The organism is Pseudomonas sp. PSKL.D1, from assembly GCF_028898945.1.
In the GTDB taxonomy this organism is placed as follows: domain Bacteria; phylum Pseudomonadota; class Gammaproteobacteria; order Pseudomonadales; family Pseudomonadaceae; genus Aquipseudomonas.
In genome coordinates this window covers 60,837-76,357 of the sequence record NZ_CP118607.1, presented here as the reverse complement: position 1 = coordinate 76,357, position 15,521 = coordinate 60,837, and the positions used below count along the sequence as shown (strand labels likewise).

Annotated in this window: 16 protein-coding genes; 5 read left to right on the top strand and 11 right to left on the bottom strand. The window is 60.3% G+C overall.

What is annotated here, in order from left to right:
• Window positions 1-22: 22 nt before the first annotated feature.
• The 5 genes from PVV54_RS00380 to PVV54_RS00360 are packed head-to-tail and all read right to left on the bottom strand — an operon-like array spanning window position 23 to window position 3,900.
• Complete coding sequence (locus tag PVV54_RS00380; protein ID WP_274908078.1) at window positions 23-655, bottom strand: SCO family protein; 633 nt, start codon at window positions 653-655, stop codon at window positions 23-25.
• The gene (gene cyoE / locus PVV54_RS00375) at window positions 652-1,545 is read right to left on the bottom strand and encodes a heme o synthase (protein WP_274908077.1); all 894 of its coding nucleotides are present in this window, start codon (window positions 1,543-1,545) and stop codon (window positions 652-654) included. The genes PVV54_RS00380 and cyoE overlap by 4 nt, the downstream gene beginning before the upstream one ends.
• Window positions 1,530-2,603, bottom strand: coding sequence for a COX15/CtaA family protein (locus tag PVV54_RS00370; RefSeq protein ID WP_274908076.1), 1,074 nt, complete (start codon window positions 2,601-2,603; stop codon window positions 1,530-1,532). Before PVV54_RS00370 ends, cyoE begins: the two co-directional genes overlap by 16 nt.
• Before the next feature lie 9 nt (window positions 2,604-2,612).
• Window positions 2,613-3,194, bottom strand: a complete 582-nt coding sequence (locus PVV54_RS00365) for a hypothetical protein (RefSeq protein ID WP_274908075.1) — start codon at window positions 3,192-3,194, stop codon at window positions 2,613-2,615.
• On the bottom strand, window positions 3,163-3,900 hold the full coding sequence (locus PVV54_RS00360; protein WP_274908074.1) for an SURF1 family protein: 738 nt from the start codon (window positions 3,898-3,900) through the stop codon (window positions 3,163-3,165). The genes PVV54_RS00365 and PVV54_RS00360 overlap by 32 nt, the downstream gene beginning before the upstream one ends.
• A gap of 51 nt (window positions 3,901-3,951) precedes the next feature.
• Here PVV54_RS00360 and PVV54_RS00355 point away from each other — a divergent pair, with 51 nt between their 5' ends.
• Window positions 3,952-4,155, top strand: coding sequence for a twin transmembrane helix small protein (locus PVV54_RS00355; RefSeq protein WP_110742067.1), 204 nt, complete (start codon window positions 3,952-3,954; stop codon window positions 4,153-4,155).
• A gap of 47 nt (window positions 4,156-4,202) precedes the next feature.
• Here PVV54_RS00355 and PVV54_RS00350 read toward each other — a convergent pair whose 3' ends face one another.
• The 4 genes from PVV54_RS00350 to coxB are packed head-to-tail and all read right to left on the bottom strand — an operon-like array spanning window position 4,203 to window position 8,444.
• Window positions 4,203-5,090, bottom strand: coding sequence for a cytochrome c oxidase subunit 3 (locus tag PVV54_RS00350; RefSeq protein ID WP_274908073.1), 888 nt, complete (start codon window positions 5,088-5,090; stop codon window positions 4,203-4,205).
• Window positions 5,091-5,106: 16 nt separating this feature from the next.
• The gene (locus tag PVV54_RS00345) at window positions 5,107-5,673 is read right to left on the bottom strand and encodes a cytochrome c oxidase assembly protein (protein ID WP_274908072.1); all 567 of its coding nucleotides are present in this window, start codon (window positions 5,671-5,673) and stop codon (window positions 5,107-5,109) included.
• 10 nt (window positions 5,674-5,683) lie between these two features.
• Entirely contained in the window at window positions 5,684-7,273 is a 1,590-nt protein-coding gene (gene ctaD / locus PVV54_RS00340) for a cytochrome c oxidase subunit I (RefSeq protein ID WP_274908071.1), read from the bottom strand.
• A 43-nt stretch (window positions 7,274-7,316) separates the two neighbouring features.
• Window positions 7,317-8,444: a cytochrome c oxidase subunit II gene (coxB, locus tag PVV54_RS00335; RefSeq protein ID WP_274908070.1), complete on the bottom strand. Its 1,128-nt coding sequence runs from the start codon at window positions 8,442-8,444 to the stop codon at window positions 7,317-7,319.
• Between the two features lie 368 nt (window positions 8,445-8,812).
• On the opposite strand from coxB, the gene PVV54_RS00330 reads away from it, so the two are divergent.
• From PVV54_RS00330 to PVV54_RS00315, 4 genes are all read left to right on the top strand, one after another.
• The gene (locus tag PVV54_RS00330; RefSeq protein ID WP_274908069.1) at window positions 8,813-9,460 is read left to right on the top strand and encodes a hypothetical protein; all 648 of its coding nucleotides are present in this window, start codon (window positions 8,813-8,815) and stop codon (window positions 9,458-9,460) included.
• A gap of 93 nt (window positions 9,461-9,553) precedes the next feature.
• Complete coding sequence (locus tag PVV54_RS00325) at window positions 9,554-10,915, top strand: CHASE2 domain-containing protein (protein ID WP_274908068.1); 1,362 nt, start codon at window positions 9,554-9,556, stop codon at window positions 10,913-10,915.
• Window positions 10,912-11,274 carry a hypothetical protein gene (locus PVV54_RS00320; protein WP_274908067.1) on the top strand — a complete coding sequence of 121 codons (363 nt, stop codon included), beginning with the start codon at window positions 10,912-10,914 and terminating at the stop codon, window positions 11,272-11,274. Before PVV54_RS00325 ends, PVV54_RS00320 begins: the two co-directional genes overlap by 4 nt.
• Window positions 11,271-12,851: a M48 family metallopeptidase gene (locus PVV54_RS00315; RefSeq protein ID WP_274908066.1), complete on the top strand. Its 1,581-nt coding sequence runs from the start codon at window positions 11,271-11,273 to the stop codon at window positions 12,849-12,851. Before PVV54_RS00320 ends, PVV54_RS00315 begins: the two co-directional genes overlap by 4 nt.
• A gap of 19 nt (window positions 12,852-12,870) precedes the next feature.
• Here the strand turns inward: PVV54_RS00315 and PVV54_RS00310 are convergent, their stop codons facing one another.
• Both PVV54_RS00310 and PVV54_RS00305 read right to left on the bottom strand, forming a co-directional pair.
• Window positions 12,871-14,397, bottom strand: a complete 1,527-nt coding sequence (locus tag PVV54_RS00310; RefSeq protein ID WP_274908065.1) for a SulP family inorganic anion transporter — start codon at window positions 14,395-14,397, stop codon at window positions 12,871-12,873.
• Between the two features lie 192 nt (window positions 14,398-14,589).
• A complete protein-coding gene (locus PVV54_RS00305) occupies window positions 14,590-15,309 on the bottom strand; it encodes a carbonic anhydrase (RefSeq protein WP_274908064.1) in 720 nt (239 codons plus the stop codon).
• Window positions 15,310-15,521 lie beyond the last annotated feature (212 nt).

Here is a 15,521-nt window from a genome sequence, read left to right as displayed (position 1 = left end):
CCGCGAAGCTTTTGAGGCCTGCTCAATCCCGTTTGACCAGGCCCGGCAATTGCGCCACCAGCTTCTGGTTATTGAACGGCGCCCGAATGAAACCGCGCTGGCGCCCATCCGGCCCGACAATGGCCAGGTTGCCGCTGTGATCCACGGTATACCCCGGCTTGCTGGTATCCGCCGGGATGAACGGAATGCTCAAGGCGTTCGCGAGCTTCTGGGTATCTTCAATCGACCCCGCCACCCCCACGAAATCCTTGTCGAAATAGCCCAGGTACTGCTTGAGCTGATTCGGCGTGTCCCGGTTCGGGTCCACGCTCACCAACACCACCTGCAGGCGGTCCACCGCTTCTTTAGGCAACTCGCTTTTCACTTGGCGCAACTGGGCCAGGGTAGTCGGGCAGATGTCCGGGCAGTACGTGTAGCCGAAGAATAATAGCGACCACTTGCCCTTGAGGTCGTCCAGCTGTACGGGCTGGCCATCCTGATTGGTCATGGTCACATCAGCTACTGCACGGCTTTGCGGCAGGAGGATGATGCCAGCGTCGATCAGCTCCGTAGGGTTGGGCTGATCGCGGCCATTAAGCACCTTGTTGACGGTAAGGCCCATGATCAGCGCGACCAGGGCAACGAGGATAAAGACGGTTTTCTGGGTTCGGGTCATAGGTTCAGCAGCAGGTAGTGGTCAACGAGCAACGCGATAAACAGCGCGAACAGGTAGCCGATAGAGTACTTGAAGGTGCCAATCGCCGCGTGCGGCCGGCTGCCAAGGTACAACACCCAGGCCCAATGCAGGAAGCGCAGGCCCAAGGCGAGGGCGCAAGCCAGGTACAGCGGGCCACTCATGTGGATGGCGTAAGGCAAAAGGCTCACCGCCAGCAATATCAGGGTGTACAGCAGGATATGCAGCTTGGTGTAGCGCTCGCCGTGGGTCACCGGCAACATCGGGATATCGGCCTTTGCGTACTCTTCCTTGCGGTGGATGGCCAAAGCCCAGAAGTGCGGTGGGGTCCAGGCAAAGATGATCAGCACCAGCAACAAGGGTTCGGCACTGATATGGCCACTGACTGCCACCCAACCCAGTAATGGCGGGGCGGCACCCGCCAACCCGCCGATCACGATGTTCTGAGGTGTGGCACGCTTGAGATAGCCGGTGTAGAGCACCGCGTAACCGAGCAGCGAGGCAAGGGTAAGCCAGGCGGTGAGGGCGTTGGTGAACACCAGTAAGGCAGCCATGCCTGATACCGCCAGCACCAATGCAAACAACAATGCGGGCAGTGGCTCGACCCGGCCTTGGGCGATGGGGCGCTTGTATGTACGCGCCATGACTGCGTCGATACGCCGGTCCACAACATGGTTGACTACCGCGGCGCCGCTTGCACACAGGGCAATGCCGAGGTTGCCGAACAACAACACGCTCCAGCTCACCCCGGCGCGGGTGGCCAGGAACATGCCGGCCAGGGAGGTGATCAGCATCAGCAGCACGACCTTGGGCTTGGTCAGTTCCAGGTAGTCCCGCCAGCTTGCGCGTCGTGCACTCAGAAGCGTCGCCACGAATCATTCCTCATCCGATGAGTCGTACCCACGTCGGTAACCGGCGTCAGGCGCCAGCCGTGGCCCACACGCACCTTGTCCACTACGCGGATGCGGTAGTTCACCAACACCGTGCTCATCAACAGCAAGGCGCCCCCCGCGTTGTGTGCCACGGCCACCGCCAGCGGCAAGTGGAACAGCACGTTGCTGATGCCCAACCCGACTTGCAGGCACAGCGCAAGCAGCACCAGCCGGGCCAAGCCGCCAAGCCCACAGCGGTGCAGCTTCCAGCTGAGCATCAGCAAAACGCACACAACCATCAATGCTCCCAGCCGGTGGCTGATGTGGATCGCCGTGCGCGCATCGCTGTCCAGTTGCCCCCCCAGGTAGTTGGGGCCGACATGCTGGGTAAGGTGGAAACCGTTGCTGAAGTCGGCAGCCGGCCACCACTGGCCATGGCAGGTAGGCAGGTCGATGCAGGCAACCGCCGCGTAGTTGGCACTGACCCAACCGCCCAGCGCTATCTGGCCGATCACAACCAACAACGCCAGCGCTGCCAGCCGACGCAGGCTGAGCGGCAGTTTTGGCAACGGCGCAAATGCCCGGGATAGACGTAGCGATAGCAGGAACAACAGGCTCAATGTCGTGAAGCCACCAAGCAAATGGGCGGTTACCACCTGCGGCCACAGTTTGAGCGTCACGGTCCACATGCCGAAGGCAGCCTGAGCCAGCACAACGCCTAGCAGCAGTACCGGCAGGCGGTAGGGCTGGCCATCGCGCGCATGCCGGCGAACCGCGTGATACGCAAGCCAGGCAATTACCAGAGCCAAAGTGCCAGCAAAGTAGCGGTGGACCATTTCGGCCCAGCCTTTGGCCTCTTCAACGGGATGCTCGGGGAAATGCAACTCGGCGTGGGCCAACTGGGCTTGCGTTTTGGGCACGCTGATAAAGCCATAGCAGCCAGGCCAGTCCGGGCAGCCCAGCCCGGCGTGTGTCAGGCGGGTATAGGCACCCAGTAGCACGACCAGCAGCGCCAGCAGGGTGGCGAACACAGCAAGGCGGAATCCGGGTCTGGCCATGGCAGGCTCCTAGCCAATGTTGGACAGCTTGAGCAGGTGACGCAGGTCATCCAGCACATGCTTGCCGTTGACCTTGCCGTCGTAGCGCAGTACCAGGTTGCCGTGCGGGTCGACAATCCACAGCTGCGGGCCGGGTTCACCAACCTTCTGCAGATACCGCTGCGCATCCAATGGGTAACGCTGCAACTGGGGATATTCACGCCCCAACAACGCTTGGTAGTCATCGTTTAAGGTCGAGGCCGCAGCCAGCGCATGGCTGGCACGGCTGGCATCCCGGCCCAAGCCAACCTGGATCTGCCGCGCCAGGTACACCAGGCGCTGACAGTCCTCGGTGCAGGCTTGTGGCGCGGTAACCAGCAGTTGCCAACGTTCATCCTGGCCAGCAACCCCGATATCGGCGCGGGTTTCTCCATTCCCAATCATCGCCCCGTGGTAGCTGCGCCCTTCAGGTACCCAGAACTGGAGCTTGTACATGCTAGTGGCCAGGATCATCGGGCCAAGCACCACCAGCAAAATCAGGATCAGCTGCAAACGCCCGCGGGCTCTGGGTTTGCTACGTTCAGGCAGGTCCAGTGGAGTGGCGGCGGCCATGGGGTTTCTCCTTCTTGTGATGCCAGCCAAAGTAGAGGTAGAGCAGCACCAAGGCAGCGGCCAGGGCGAACCACTGCACGGTGTACCCCAGATGCTTTTCCGGGCCCATGGCAACTACCGGCCAGTCCAGCCGATAGGCAGCCGGGCCGGGTGCCAGGCGCAACTCATGGGCGAACCCTTCTCGATCAAGCTGCTGCCACAGGTGAGTGGGTGCTACGGCCGTCAACAAGTGCGGCCACTGCCCACCCTCAGGGTCTGGGTGGAGCTGGAACATGCTGCCCGTTGCCACGTAGACCGAGGCATCCAGCGCCAACGGTTGAGTGGGGGTATCAAAGTTCACCGGCACACGGCGATCTGGCCAGGGCAGCCAGCCCCGATTGATCAACAGCCAAAGGCCGCTGGCCTGGTCGTGGAAGGGCTGCAACAGCTCCACCCCGGCCTGGCCGTCGCGCATGCGGTTATCCAGCAACACACTGTGTGCAGCATCGAAAAGGCCGTAGAGGTGCACGCGGCGGAAGGCGGGGTCTTCGCTCTGTAGCAGTTGAGTGGTGGCAAGCGGCGCGTCGGCACTGCGCTCGGCATACGTTGCCAGCAAAGTGCGCTTTTCGTCGGCCCGGCCGAGTTGCCAGCAGCCGAGTGCAATCAATCCTGGTAGCAGCGCAAGCACCACCAGGGTTGGTATCCAGCCTGGGCGAAACGGCCTCACGGCCGCCTCGCTATACTTATCCACATCACCGCATCCCCCCGGAGTAGCGCCATGCTCAAGGCCGCGATTGTCCTGATGCTGTTGGCCACAATTGCCAGTTTGTTCAGTGGCCTGGTGTTTCTGGTCAAGGACGATGAAAACTCGACCCGCTTGCTGAAGGCGCTGACAGTGCGTGTAACCCTGGCCGCGTTGACCGTTGGCCTGGTGGCCTGGGGCTTGATCAGTGGCCAGCTGGTCTCCCACGCGCCGTTTTGAAACCACCTTTGCACCGGTTTCGCCGGTGATCGCGGATAAATCCGCTCCTACAAAACGTACACAAAGATGAACAGCCCCACCCACACCACATCCACAAAGTGCCAGTACCAGCTGGCCGCCTCGAAGCCGAAGTGTTTGTCTGGGTTGAAGTGCCCCCGCAAGATGCGTACGAACATCACGATCAGGATGATCGTGCCCAAGGTAACGTGGGCGCCGTGAAAGCCGGTCAGCATGAAGAACGTTGCACCGTAGATTCCCGATCCCAGCGTCAGCCCCAGCTTGGTGTAGGCCTCGTGATATTCGTAGGCCTGCAGGGCGATGAAGCTCAGCCCCAGAATGATGGTCAGTGCCATCCACAGTTTTAGCGCCCCACGATGGTCACGCCGCAGGGCGTGGTGGGCAATGGTGATGGTTACACTTGAGCTCACCAGCAGGATCGTGTTGATCAACGGCAGGTGCCATGGGTCGATCACTTCCTTGGGCGGTGGGAACAGCTTAGGGTCGGGCGTATGCAGCAATGGCCAGGTGAACTCGAACGTCGGCCACAGCATGTGAGCAACGCCTTTGGCGCCTTCACCGCCCAGCCACGGCCCGGCCAGCACCCGCACATAGAACAGCGCACCGAAGAACGCCAGGAAGAACATCACCTCGGAGAAGATGAACCAACTCATGCCCCAGCGGAACGAGCGGTCCAGTTGCGGGCTGTACAACCCGGCGCGGCTCTCTTTCACCACGGCGCCAAACCAGCCGAACAACATGTAGGCCAGGCACAACGCCCCGACAAAGAAGATGAGCGGCCCGTGCGACTCGGGGTGGCCAGCTTTTAGGTCGTTGAACCAGGTACCAAGGCCAAACACCGTGATGAACATGCCGATGGTGGCAATGATCGGCCACTTGCTCTGCGCCGGAACATAGTAGTGCTCATGACTTGCCATTGCTGTTCTCCTTCCCTCAGCGGGCGCCCTGGGCGTTCGGGACCGCGGCATGGGCGACCGGCGGGTGACGCGCAGTGATGTCGAACAAGGTGTAGGCCAGTGTCAGGTGCTTCACACCGGCCGGCAGGTCGCGGTCGACGATGAAGCGCACCGGCATCTCGATGCGTTCGCCGGGTTGCAGCACCTGCTGGGTAAAGCAAAAGCACTCGGTCTTGTGGAAATACGCCGCAGCCTCGGCCGGGGTGATACTCGGTATGGCCTGGGCACTCATGGGTCGGTCGGTCGGGTTGTGGGCAATGAAGATCATCTGGTTGACTGCCCCCGGGTTGACCTCAAGCTGATCGGCGGTGGAATAGAAGTCCCAGACCATGTCGCTGGCATTGGTCGACATGAACTGCACCCTTACCGACCGTGTCGGGTCACTGACCTGGCTGCCCTCGTACTGCCCGCCAGTCTTGCCGTTGATGCCGAACGCCCTGCACATCACGTCATAGATCGGCACCAGGGCAAAGCCGAAGGCAAACATCACCACCGTCAGCATCAGCAGGCGCAGCACCAGGCGTTTGAGCGGCAGGCCGTTCATGGGCGGTTACCTATTTGACTTCCGGCGGGGTCTGGAAGGTGTGATAAGGCGCCGGCGACGGGATCGACCATTCCAGCCCCTCGGCGCCATCCCACGGCTTGGCCGGCGCAGGCTCGCCCCCACGGATGCACTTGATGACGATGAACAGGAAGAACACCTGGGTGGCGCCAAACATGAAGGCACCGATTGACGAAACCATGTTGAAGTCGGCGAACTGCAGGTTGTAGTCGGGTATGCGCCGTGGCATGCCGGCCAGGCCAACGAAGTGCATCGGGAAGAACGCCATGTTCATGCCGATGAAGGAAAGCCAGAAATGGAGCTTGCCGAGGGTTTCGTCGTACATGTGGCCGGTCCATTTCGGCAGCCAGTAATAGGCTGAGGCGAAGATGCCGAAGATTGCGCCGGGCACCAGCACGTAATGGAAGTGGGCTACCACGAAGTAGGTGTCGTGGTACTGGAAGTCTGCCGGGGCTATCGCCAACATCAGGCCGGAGAAGCCGCCGATGGTGAACAGGATGACAAAGGCGATGGCAAACAGCATCGGTGTTTCGAACGTCAGCGAGCCTTCCCACATGGTGCTCACCCAGTTGAACACCTTAACGCCCGTCGGCACGGCAATCAGCATGGTCGCGTACATGAAGAACAGCTCGCCTACCACCGGGATGCCAACCACGAACATGTGGTGCGCCCAGACAATGAACGACAGGAAGGCGATGGCGCCGGTCGCGTACACCATGGAGGTGTAGCCGAACAACGGCTTGCGCGAAAACGCCGGGATGATCGAGCTGACCGCACCAAAGGCCGGCAGGATCATGATGTATACCTCGGGGTGGCCGAAGAACCAGAACACATGCTGGAACAGCACCGGGTCACCGCCCCCGGCAGCACTGAAGAAGCTGGTGCCAAAGTGGATGTCCATCAGCATCATGGTCACCACGCCCGCCAGTACTGGCATAACCGCAATCAGCAGAAACGCGGTGATCAGCCACGTCCATACGAACAGAGGCATCTTCATCAACGTCATGCCAGGCGCACGCAGGTTGAGGATGGTGGCAATCACGTTGATTGCCCCCATGATCGAGCTGACCCCCATCAAGTGGATGGCGAAGATGAAGAAGGTCACGCTGGCCGGGGCATAGGTTGTGGAAAGCGGGGCATAGAACGTCCAGCCAAAGTTCGGCCCGCCACCCGGGCTGAACAGGGTCGACACCAGCAGCAGGAACGCCGCCGGGAGCAGCCAGAAGCTGAAGTTGTTCATCCGCGGCAATGCCATGTCGGGTGCGCCGATCATCAGCGGGATCATCCAGTTGGCCAGGCCGACAAATGCCGGCATCACCGCGCCGAACACCATGATCAGGCCGTGCATGGTGGTCATCTGGTTGAAGAACGCCGGCTCCACGATCTGCAGGCCCGGCTGGAACAGTTCGGCACGGATCACCATGGCGAACGAGCCGCCGAGCAGGAACATGATGAAGCTGAACCACAGGTACATCGTGCCGATGTCTTTATGGTTGGTGGTCAGCACCCAGCGCATCAGCCCCTTGGCCGGACCATGCGCGTGGTCATGGCCGTGGGCGTGGTCGTCGATCACTGCACTCATGTCCTGTCTCCTGCAATCCATTGATTGCCGCGAGTAACCCGGTTCATTGCGCTTCTGCCTGCTTGAGCGCCAGCACGTCCTTCGGCGTGACCATGTCGCCTTTGTTGTTGCCCCAGGCGTTGCGCTCGTAGGTAACCACGGCGGCGATGTCGACTTCCGACAGCTGCTTGCCGAAGGCGGCCATGGCCGTGCCGGGTTTGCCGTGGTAGACGATGCCCAGGTGGTCTTCCTTCGGACCGGTGGCAATTTTCGAGCCCTTGAGTGCCGGGAACATCGGCGGCAGGCCTTGGCCCTCAGCCTGGTGACAGGCCACGCAGGTGGTGTGGTAGACCTTGTCGCCTCGCTCTACCAGCTCTTCGAGGGTCCATTCCTTGCTGGTCAGCTCTTTGAGCTTGGCCGCCTCTGCCTTGCGCTCGCCAAGCCAGGTGTCGTAGTCGGCCTTGGACTTCACCTCGACCACCACGGGCATGAAGCCATGGTCCTTGCCACACAGTTCCGTACATTGGCCGCGGTAGATGCCAGGCTTCTCGACACGGGTCCAGGCCTCGTTGACGAAGCCCGGGATTGCGTCACGCTTGACCGCAAAGGCAGGCACCCACCAAGAGTGGATCACGTCAGCAGCGGTAACCAGGAAGCGCACTTTCGCCCCCACCGGCAGCACCAGCGGCTGGTCGACCTCAAGCAGGTAATGCTCGTCCTTGGGGGCCTTGTTGTGGATCTGATCAGCCGGGGTGGCGAGGTTGCTGAAGAACTCCACATCCTGGCCCAAGTACTTGTAATGCCATTTCCACTGGTAACCGGTAACCTGGATGTCGATGTCCGATTCGCTGGCATCGTAAATATCGATCAGCGTCTTGGTGGCCGGGATGGCCATCACCACAAGGATCAGGAAGGGGACCACCGTCCAGAGGATTTCCACCCAGGTATGCTCGTGGAAATGCGCGGCCTGCTGGCCTGTGGAGCGGCGGTGAATGACCATCGACCAGAACATCGCGCCGAACACCACGATGCCGATGATCACGCAGACCCAAAAGATGGTCATGTGCAGGTCGAACACGGCGTTGGAGACTTCCGTCGCCCCTGGCGCCATGTTCACGGTCCAGGCGGCGTTGGCCTGACCGAAAACCGACCACAACAGAAGGCCCATCCAGACATGTGGATGTCGCATCATTGCGGGTTCCCCTTCTAATTCTTGTTGTCCCGGAGGCGTGGCCTGCGGCAAGAGGGAACGGCGGTCAAGACTGCCTGACTTCGACGACCGAGCCCCTGCGAAAGCAGTCGGGCCTCATCAACGAATCACGTTCAACCGGAGTATAGACAGCGACCAATGGCACGCAATGGCAGCCATGAAATGAACTTCATGAAATCGGTCAACACCCCGAAACCCGCGCGCTTGACAGGCCATGGCACAATAGTGGCATTCACATATAACCTCGTGCGCACACGTTTGCGTGGTTTATAACAAATAGGTCTTAGGTATGCTGTATACCGAGCTAATTTAGTGTCTTCCGTTTGAAACGTCCTGTCCCTGGAGTTGTCATGAACATCGCTGCTGTACGCGAGCAGATTAGCCAAGCCCACCAACACGAGAGCCGTACTGGCCAACTGAAACAGCGTCTCGAGGCGCAACTACCGCACCTTCATCCCTCGATCCAACTGCCTGAGCAGGACGCCCAGGGTACTTTGGCGCGCTTCGTCAGCGCCTACATCGAACAAGTCCCGGAACTGCTGGAGGCTGCCCACGAAGTAGCCCTCGAAGCCGGTATCGATTCGCAGATCAAACCCGTTCTGAAGATTGCCGAAGCCTACTTCCTGCAGCCGCCCAGCGTGATGCAAGGGCATGTGGGGCTCGACTGCCTGCTGGACGAAGCCTACCTGGCACATCGCCTGGTGGAGGAGGTGAACGATCTGTACATCCGTTACTTCCAGCAGCCGCTGATCCCATTCGACACCACCATGGCGAACCTGATTGCCCACCAGCTGATTGGCGAGAAGTTTGCCAACCAGCTGGATGAAGTGGTGCACCACTCGGTTGATGAAATGCTCAATGAAGAGAGCTTCGCTGCAGAGTCGGTGGAGGCTTATCGTGAAACGCTGTCGAGCCCGGCGACTGGAGCAGCATGGAAGCGTTGGCCTTGTCTCTCGCGGCAGCTGAGCGTCGAGCTTCAACTGCAAGCTGTAGATTGAGTCCATCGCCGTTGCCATGACAACAATCAGGTAACACTTCCGTACCTCAAATCAATGATGGCAAAATGCCGCAACTCTTGATTTGAGGCACGGATGCTCAAGCACTTTCATTTGTCTTTTCGCCAGGCGCTGTTTGGCCTCGCAGCAGTGCTGATTGCGCTGCTGGACCCTATAGGCCTCGCAAGCTCCACTGACGATGCGTCATCGCGCTGGCTGAATCGGCTGTTGGCAACAAGCTATGCCGATACTGGCCAGCGACAGGTCGTGGTCGTACTGATCGACGACGACTACCTCCAGCGCAACCACACTTATTGGCCATTGCCGTACGCGGAGCAGAGCAAGCTTTTCAAGCGGCTGCTTGCCTACAAGCCTGGGGCAGTATTCGTCGACCTGCTTTACAGCCATGACCATTCCCGGGTCTTTCCGGGGCAGCCATCGGGCATGGAAAGCCAACTGCTGGCCAATGTGTTCGAACGATACCGCCAGCAAAATATTCCGCTGATTCTGGCCAACTCTGGGCTGGAGCGGGGGAAAGACGGTGCCGTCAATACGTTACCCAGCCTTTTGCACGTCAGCTCGCCTACCCTGGTCAGCTGGAGTGGGTTTGGTAACCAGTATCCTCTGGCTGCCCCAACATCTTTAGGCGTGCTGGAAACCCCGGCCCTGAGCCTGTATCGCGAGTACTGCAGGCGCAACGCCTGTAAATCGCTACCCGCCAATGCCGAAGCAGCGGCAGACCTTGCGCCCATGACAGTGCAATGGGGCGCCCACCGCTCGCCGCGCCAGGCACTGGTATCGGATGTTTCTGAATGCAAAGTCCCCGGCCTGCTTGATCAATTGCTGCAAGCCGTGTTCTGGCGGCTGGGCAACAACGCTCAAGCCAATTGCGCTTATAGCCTGACATTGTCGGCACGCGACCTGGAAGTGACCGCCTCGCAAGACCAGGCGCTGATCCGCGAGCTGCTGCAGGACAAACTGGTACTGGTCGGCGCGCAGATCGCGGGTACCGGCGACATCACAGTGTCCCCACTGCACGGCAAGACTCCCGGGGTGTATTTGCACGCCATGGCCCTGGACAACCTCATCAACTGGGGCATGGGCTATTACCGCTCAACACCGAGCCTGATTGGTTCTGTTGATGTACTCGACTTCATCGAGCTTGCGTTGCTAGCGCTGATCACCCTTTTGAAGGGCCCACTTGAGGCCCCAGTGGTGAGTGCTTCTGTACGGGGCGAACGCTCACGCCTGCATCTGGAACCGCTAAGCGCATGGGTAATCGTGATTCTGCTGCTGGCAGGCGTGAGTGCAACCTTGTGGTTCAACAACTTCACACCCGCCAACGTTCTGGGGCTGTTGCTGCTCTCCCTCACGTTGTTCAGTACCAGGATCGAAGCCTTGCTCGGAGGCTCGCGCCACGGCCAATCGGAACTTTCAACTCAAGGAGCCAAGAGATGAACAAGATCTCCCTTTTTTTGCTGTCCGCGCTATTCAGCCAATGCATGTTTGCCGCGTCCATGATCGAGGCATATGTGGATGACCCGCTGCCGATACTGGACGCCCAGGGAAAACCGCTGCGCGAGATCACCCGCGCGAACCTGCCCAAGCAAAACCTCGAGGTGCTGCAGTGGAACAAGGAGCTGGACCTGATTCAGGTCGATCTGGCCGGTGAAAAGGTATGGCTGGATACCATGAGCGTGCGGGTCAATCCACCGCTGTATGTAAGCAGCATGCCTTGCCAGAAGCTCTCCACCAGCCTTGCAGAAGACCATCAGAACAATTCGACCCTGGGCTACGGCGCAGGCTGCGCCAAATGAGGCCCTTTAAAGCAGTGATGGCAACCCTGTCGATCACCTTGGCTGGCTTTCTGGGCGGTTGCCAGACGCTCAACGGCGCTAACGATGCGGTGATGAACCTGGTTGGGCCCTCGACCCAAGCCCGTGTGAAAGGCCCTTACGTGGAGCATGCCGATGTTCGCCAGTATTACCGACTGGACCCTCAGCACAGCGGCCAGCTCCGCCTGAGCTTTGACGGCCGGACTCTGCCCGCAGATGAAATTCGCCAACAAAACGTGGTGCGCATTCCGCAGCTGGAAAGCTACCTGCAAGGTATCGTCAATCGGCTTGCCAAAAGCTGGCCCGGCCAAGCGCCAAGCCTGCAGGTCCGTATTGTCGACAGCTTTGCTTTCGGCCCTTCAGCCGATCCCTACGGCAACATTTTCGTTCCGCTTGGCATGCTTGAAAATGTCGAAAGCGAGGACGAGATCGCAGCCATGCTGGGGCACGAGATGAGCCATGTCCTGTTGCGCCATCACGATCGCCTCGCCGCCTTCCAGCAACAGAAGCAACTGATGGTCAACATTGCCAGCACCGTGGTCATTGCTGCCATTGCCCAGGACACCCGCCTGAACCGCACAACCGGCAAGTTCATCAGCAAAGACCCGCTCGGAACCCAGAAAACCATCGGCAATACCGTACTCTACACCGCGCTGGCCAACAGTTTTTCGGACAACGTGTGGAGTACCGCCTGGGGCCGCAGCCAGGAAGATCAGGCAGATTTGCTCGGCGCGGACTTGATGATTCGGGCCGGCTACGCTCCACGCGCTTCGAGCATGAGCCTGCAACGCCTGAATGACTTCCAGGGCAAGCAGAAACCATTGTTGACCAGTTTCCTGGAGGAACGTCAGGTCGCCATGACCGCGTCGCTAAAGCAATTCGACATCAACCGCACCACACAGGAGCTGCAGACGCTACTGAACCAAGGGCTCGGCACCGCCATTGCGTCTACCAGCCAGTATCTGACGCGCTCGCATATGTCGCCCATCAAGCGTGATGAAGACCTTCGTCTGTACCTGCAACGCGAGTACAAGCCGCAATCACGGGCTCGGGTTGATCGCAAAGGCTGGCCACACGTGCGCAGCGCCCCTGATGTGCAGCGCTCGCTGCAGGCCTACCGCGACGCTTATGCGGCCATGGCCGCACTGGAGCAAAAGAAGATTCCCGAAGCTTCAGCATTCATGGCCCGCGCACTGGCCTCGCCGGTCAGCAACCAGCCTGGTATCCGTCGGGCTGCCTATGGCCTGAATATGGCGCAAGGCAACAGCAAGGCAGCGCTTGCCGACCTGCAGGCGATTCAGGATTGGTCCCTGGCCAGCCCATCGATCTACGACCTGATGATCGGCCATCACCTTCGCAACAATGACCCCCGGGCTGCGTTGGCCATGATTGACAAGGCTGAGCAAAACCTGGGGTCAGAAGAGCTGTTCATCACCGAAAAACTCCTGGCCAACCGGCAGTTGAAAGCCGATGGCCAGGTGCAGGAGGTGCTGCGCAAGTGTGATCAGTACCCAAGCCGCAAAGAGGGTTGCCGCAAACTGGTACCCAAGGCTGCCTGAAACCCAGGGGGCGTATTGGCTAGGCCTGGATGGCCCGGCGCGTGCGCCCTTCAACCCTGCGCTTGAGCCCTCGCTGCTCTACTGTCAGCCTGGAACCGTTGGCTCGGCTGGTGCGCCCCCAGTCCTCCAGCAGCTCCAGTACCGAGTGGTCGATGTAACTGAGGTTCGTCAGCGGTACATGCAGGTGCGTTCCTGCCGGTACGCTCTCCAGCACCTGAGCCAACGCTGGCACTTTCAGGAAGGTGGCCGCACCGCTCAGGCGCAACTCCATATGCCCGGGGCGCGGCAACTGAACCAGGTTGATTCTCAAGCGGGCTGCCTTGAAGGCCAGCTTCAGTAGCGTCAGGGCAAAGCCGAGCAGCACGCCGGTCAGCAAGTCGGTGAAGATGATCGCCAGCGCAGTGGCAGCGTAGGTGAACATCGGCATACGGCCATACCGGCCCAAACCGCGAAACGCTTTGAAATCCACAAGTTTCACACCGGTGAACACCAGAACCCCGGCCAGGCTCGCCACCGGAATCTGCTGCAGTACGCTGCTCAATGCCACTACAAACGCCAACAGCCATAAGCCATGGAAGATCGCCGAAGCCCGCGTCTGTGCACCCGCCTGGACGTTGGCCGAGCTGCGCACGATCACACCCGTCATCGGCAACGCCCCCAGTACACCGCACAGCATGTTGCCGATACCTTGCGCGGACAGTTCGCGGTCAAAGTCCGAACGCTGGCCACTGTGCATGCGATCCACGGCAGCTGCTGACAACAAGGTCTCGGCGCTGGCGATGAACGCGAGCGCAAAGGCCGCGACCAGCAGGGTAGGGTCGGCCAGTTTCATCAGGTCATCGAGACGAATCCAGTCGATGGCTTCGGAAAGATCCGCCGGCACCTGCACCCGATTCACGGGCAACGCCAACCACATGCTGACAACCGTCATCGTTGCCACACCCAGCAAGGCGCCAGGGACAAAGCGCAGCTTCTGGGGCCGCAAGCGCTCCCAGGCCCACATGATGGCAATGGTCCCCAAGCCAAGCGCACCCGCCTGCCAGCCAGCGCCTGCGTTCTCCAAAGGCAGGGCAGAGGCCACGGTCGCCGGGAACGCCAGCAGGTTCTGCATGCCGGACGGCTGCGGCGCCGTGTCGAACATCACATGCACCTGCGACAGTACGATCAGCACGCCAATGCCTGCCAGCATGCCGTACACCACCGCGGGCGCCGTGACCCGGAACCAGCAGCCCAGACGCAAGCGCCCGGCCAACAGTTGCAACACACCCGCCAGCAACAGTATTGGCCCGAGCATGGCCATGCCATGCTGGCGCACCAGTTCAAAGACCAGCACCGCCAGGCCTGCAGCGGGGCCGCTCACCTGCAGGGGCGAACCCGCCAAAAAGCCCACCACGATGCCGCCGATGATCCCGGTGATCAGGCCTTTGGCCGGCGGCATGCCGGAGGCAATCGCAATGCCCATGCACAAGGGCAGGGCCACCAGAAAGACGACGACCGAGGCCAGCAACTCGCGCGGCAAGGCCGCTTTCAACTGTGTAATGTTCACCGTGTTTCTCCTTTCTTTGTCACACGGCCATTCCTCTGGTCGTGGGCACGTTGGCCCCTGACGAACGCGCAGGCGCGGGCCGCCAGCGAGCATGCCGGCAGGGCAGTCAGGGAATTCAAGGCAGCCGAAGGCCGCGCCACACCCCTACGGGGTGCAGCCGGCTATCAAGGTCATTGCAGGTGGAAGGGTCGCTTAGTAGCGGCCTCTCGGGGTAGCACTTGGGATTGGCTCGCCCGCGGTCAGGGGCATGAAGCTGTCGCTGGCCGCGTCGTAAGCTTCAATCTTGCTGGTCTCGATGTCGTAAACCCAGCCATGGATGTACAACTGGCCAGCCGCCAGGCGCGAAGCCACCGACGGGTGCGTGCGCAGGTGGTGCAGCTGGGCGATGACGTTTTCTTTGGTCAGCACCTGCATGCTTTCGTGCTCGCTGCCGCAAGAGCAGTTGTTTTCGACCACGGTGCGGGCCACTTCGGCATGGCGCAACCAGGCGGAAACGGTCGGCATCTTGGCCAGCGATTGCGGGTTGAGTACCGCACGCATGGCACCGCAGTCGGAGTGGCCGCAAATGATGATGTGGTGCACACCCAACGCCGACACGGCGTATTCGATGGCACTGGAAACACCACCGTTCATCTGGCCATAAGGCGGTACCACGTTGCCGACGTTACGTGTCACGAACAGGTCGCCTGGGGAGCTCTGGGTGATCAGCTCAGGGACGATGCGCGAGTCGGCGCAGGTGATGAACATGGCGCGGGGCTTTTGCGCGGTCGCGAGCTTCTTGAACAGCTCTTGCTGCTCGGGGAAGACGTCATGGTGGAAGCGCAGGAAGCCGTCGACGATGTGCTTCAGGGCGGCATCGGCGCTCTCGGCGGGTACATCCGGAACGACCTTGGATGGGTCCTTGACGGGCATGATTCATCCTCTTGACGGTGTGTAGGTAAATCCATTTTACCGGTGAAAGATTCTGGCTATGCGAGGATTTAGATGACGCGCACAGGCAATAGATCACAGTCCTGGTGAACTGGGTTTCTACGCTAGCGGGGAAAACTTAACTGAAACTTAATTCGGAGCGCTCTAGAACGCATGTTCCAGAACTTAATGGCGGGAATTGGATAATAGCAAAA

Excerpts from the sequence above, each read along its gene's own strand:
- PVV54_RS00315 (WP_274908066.1), top strand. The coding sequence starts at position 11,271 with ATGAGGCCCTTTAAAGCAGTGATGGCAACCCTGTCGATCACCTTGGCT.
- PVV54_RS00380 (WP_274908078.1), bottom strand. The coding sequence starts at position 655 with ATGACCCGAACCCAGAAAACCGTCTTTATCCTCGTTGCCCTGGTCGCG.
- PVV54_RS00365 (WP_274908075.1), bottom strand. The coding sequence starts at position 3,194 with ATGGCCGCCGCCACTCCACTGGACCTGCCTGAACGTAGCAAACCCAGA.
- PVV54_RS00350 (WP_274908073.1), bottom strand. The coding sequence starts at position 5,090 with ATGGCAAGTCATGAGCACTACTATGTTCCGGCGCAGAGCAAGTGGCCG.
- PVV54_RS00330 (WP_274908069.1), top strand. The coding sequence starts at position 8,813 with ATGAACATCGCTGCTGTACGCGAGCAGATTAGCCAAGCCCACCAACAC.
- PVV54_RS00320 (WP_274908067.1), top strand. The coding sequence starts at position 10,912 with ATGAACAAGATCTCCCTTTTTTTGCTGTCCGCGCTATTCAGCCAATGC.
- coxB (WP_274908070.1), bottom strand. The coding sequence starts at position 8,444 with ATGATGCGACATCCACATGTCTGGATGGGCCTTCTGTTGTGGTCGGTT.
- PVV54_RS00370 (WP_274908076.1), bottom strand. The coding sequence starts at position 2,603 with ATGGCCAGACCCGGATTCCGCCTTGCTGTGTTCGCCACCCTGCTGGCG.
- PVV54_RS00305 (WP_274908064.1), bottom strand. The coding sequence starts at position 15,309 with ATGCCCGTCAAGGACCCATCCAAGGTCGTTCCGGATGTACCCGCCGAG.
- PVV54_RS00325 (WP_274908068.1), top strand. The coding sequence starts at position 9,554 with ATGCTCAAGCACTTTCATTTGTCTTTTCGCCAGGCGCTGTTTGGCCTC.
- PVV54_RS00355 (WP_110742067.1), top strand. The coding sequence starts at position 3,952 with ATGCTCAAGGCCGCGATTGTCCTGATGCTGTTGGCCACAATTGCCAGT.
- ctaD (WP_274908071.1), bottom strand. The coding sequence starts at position 7,273 with ATGAGTGCAGTGATCGACGACCACGCCCACGGCCATGACCACGCGCAT.
- PVV54_RS00345 (WP_274908072.1), bottom strand. The coding sequence starts at position 5,673 with ATGAACGGCCTGCCGCTCAAACGCCTGGTGCTGCGCCTGCTGATGCTG.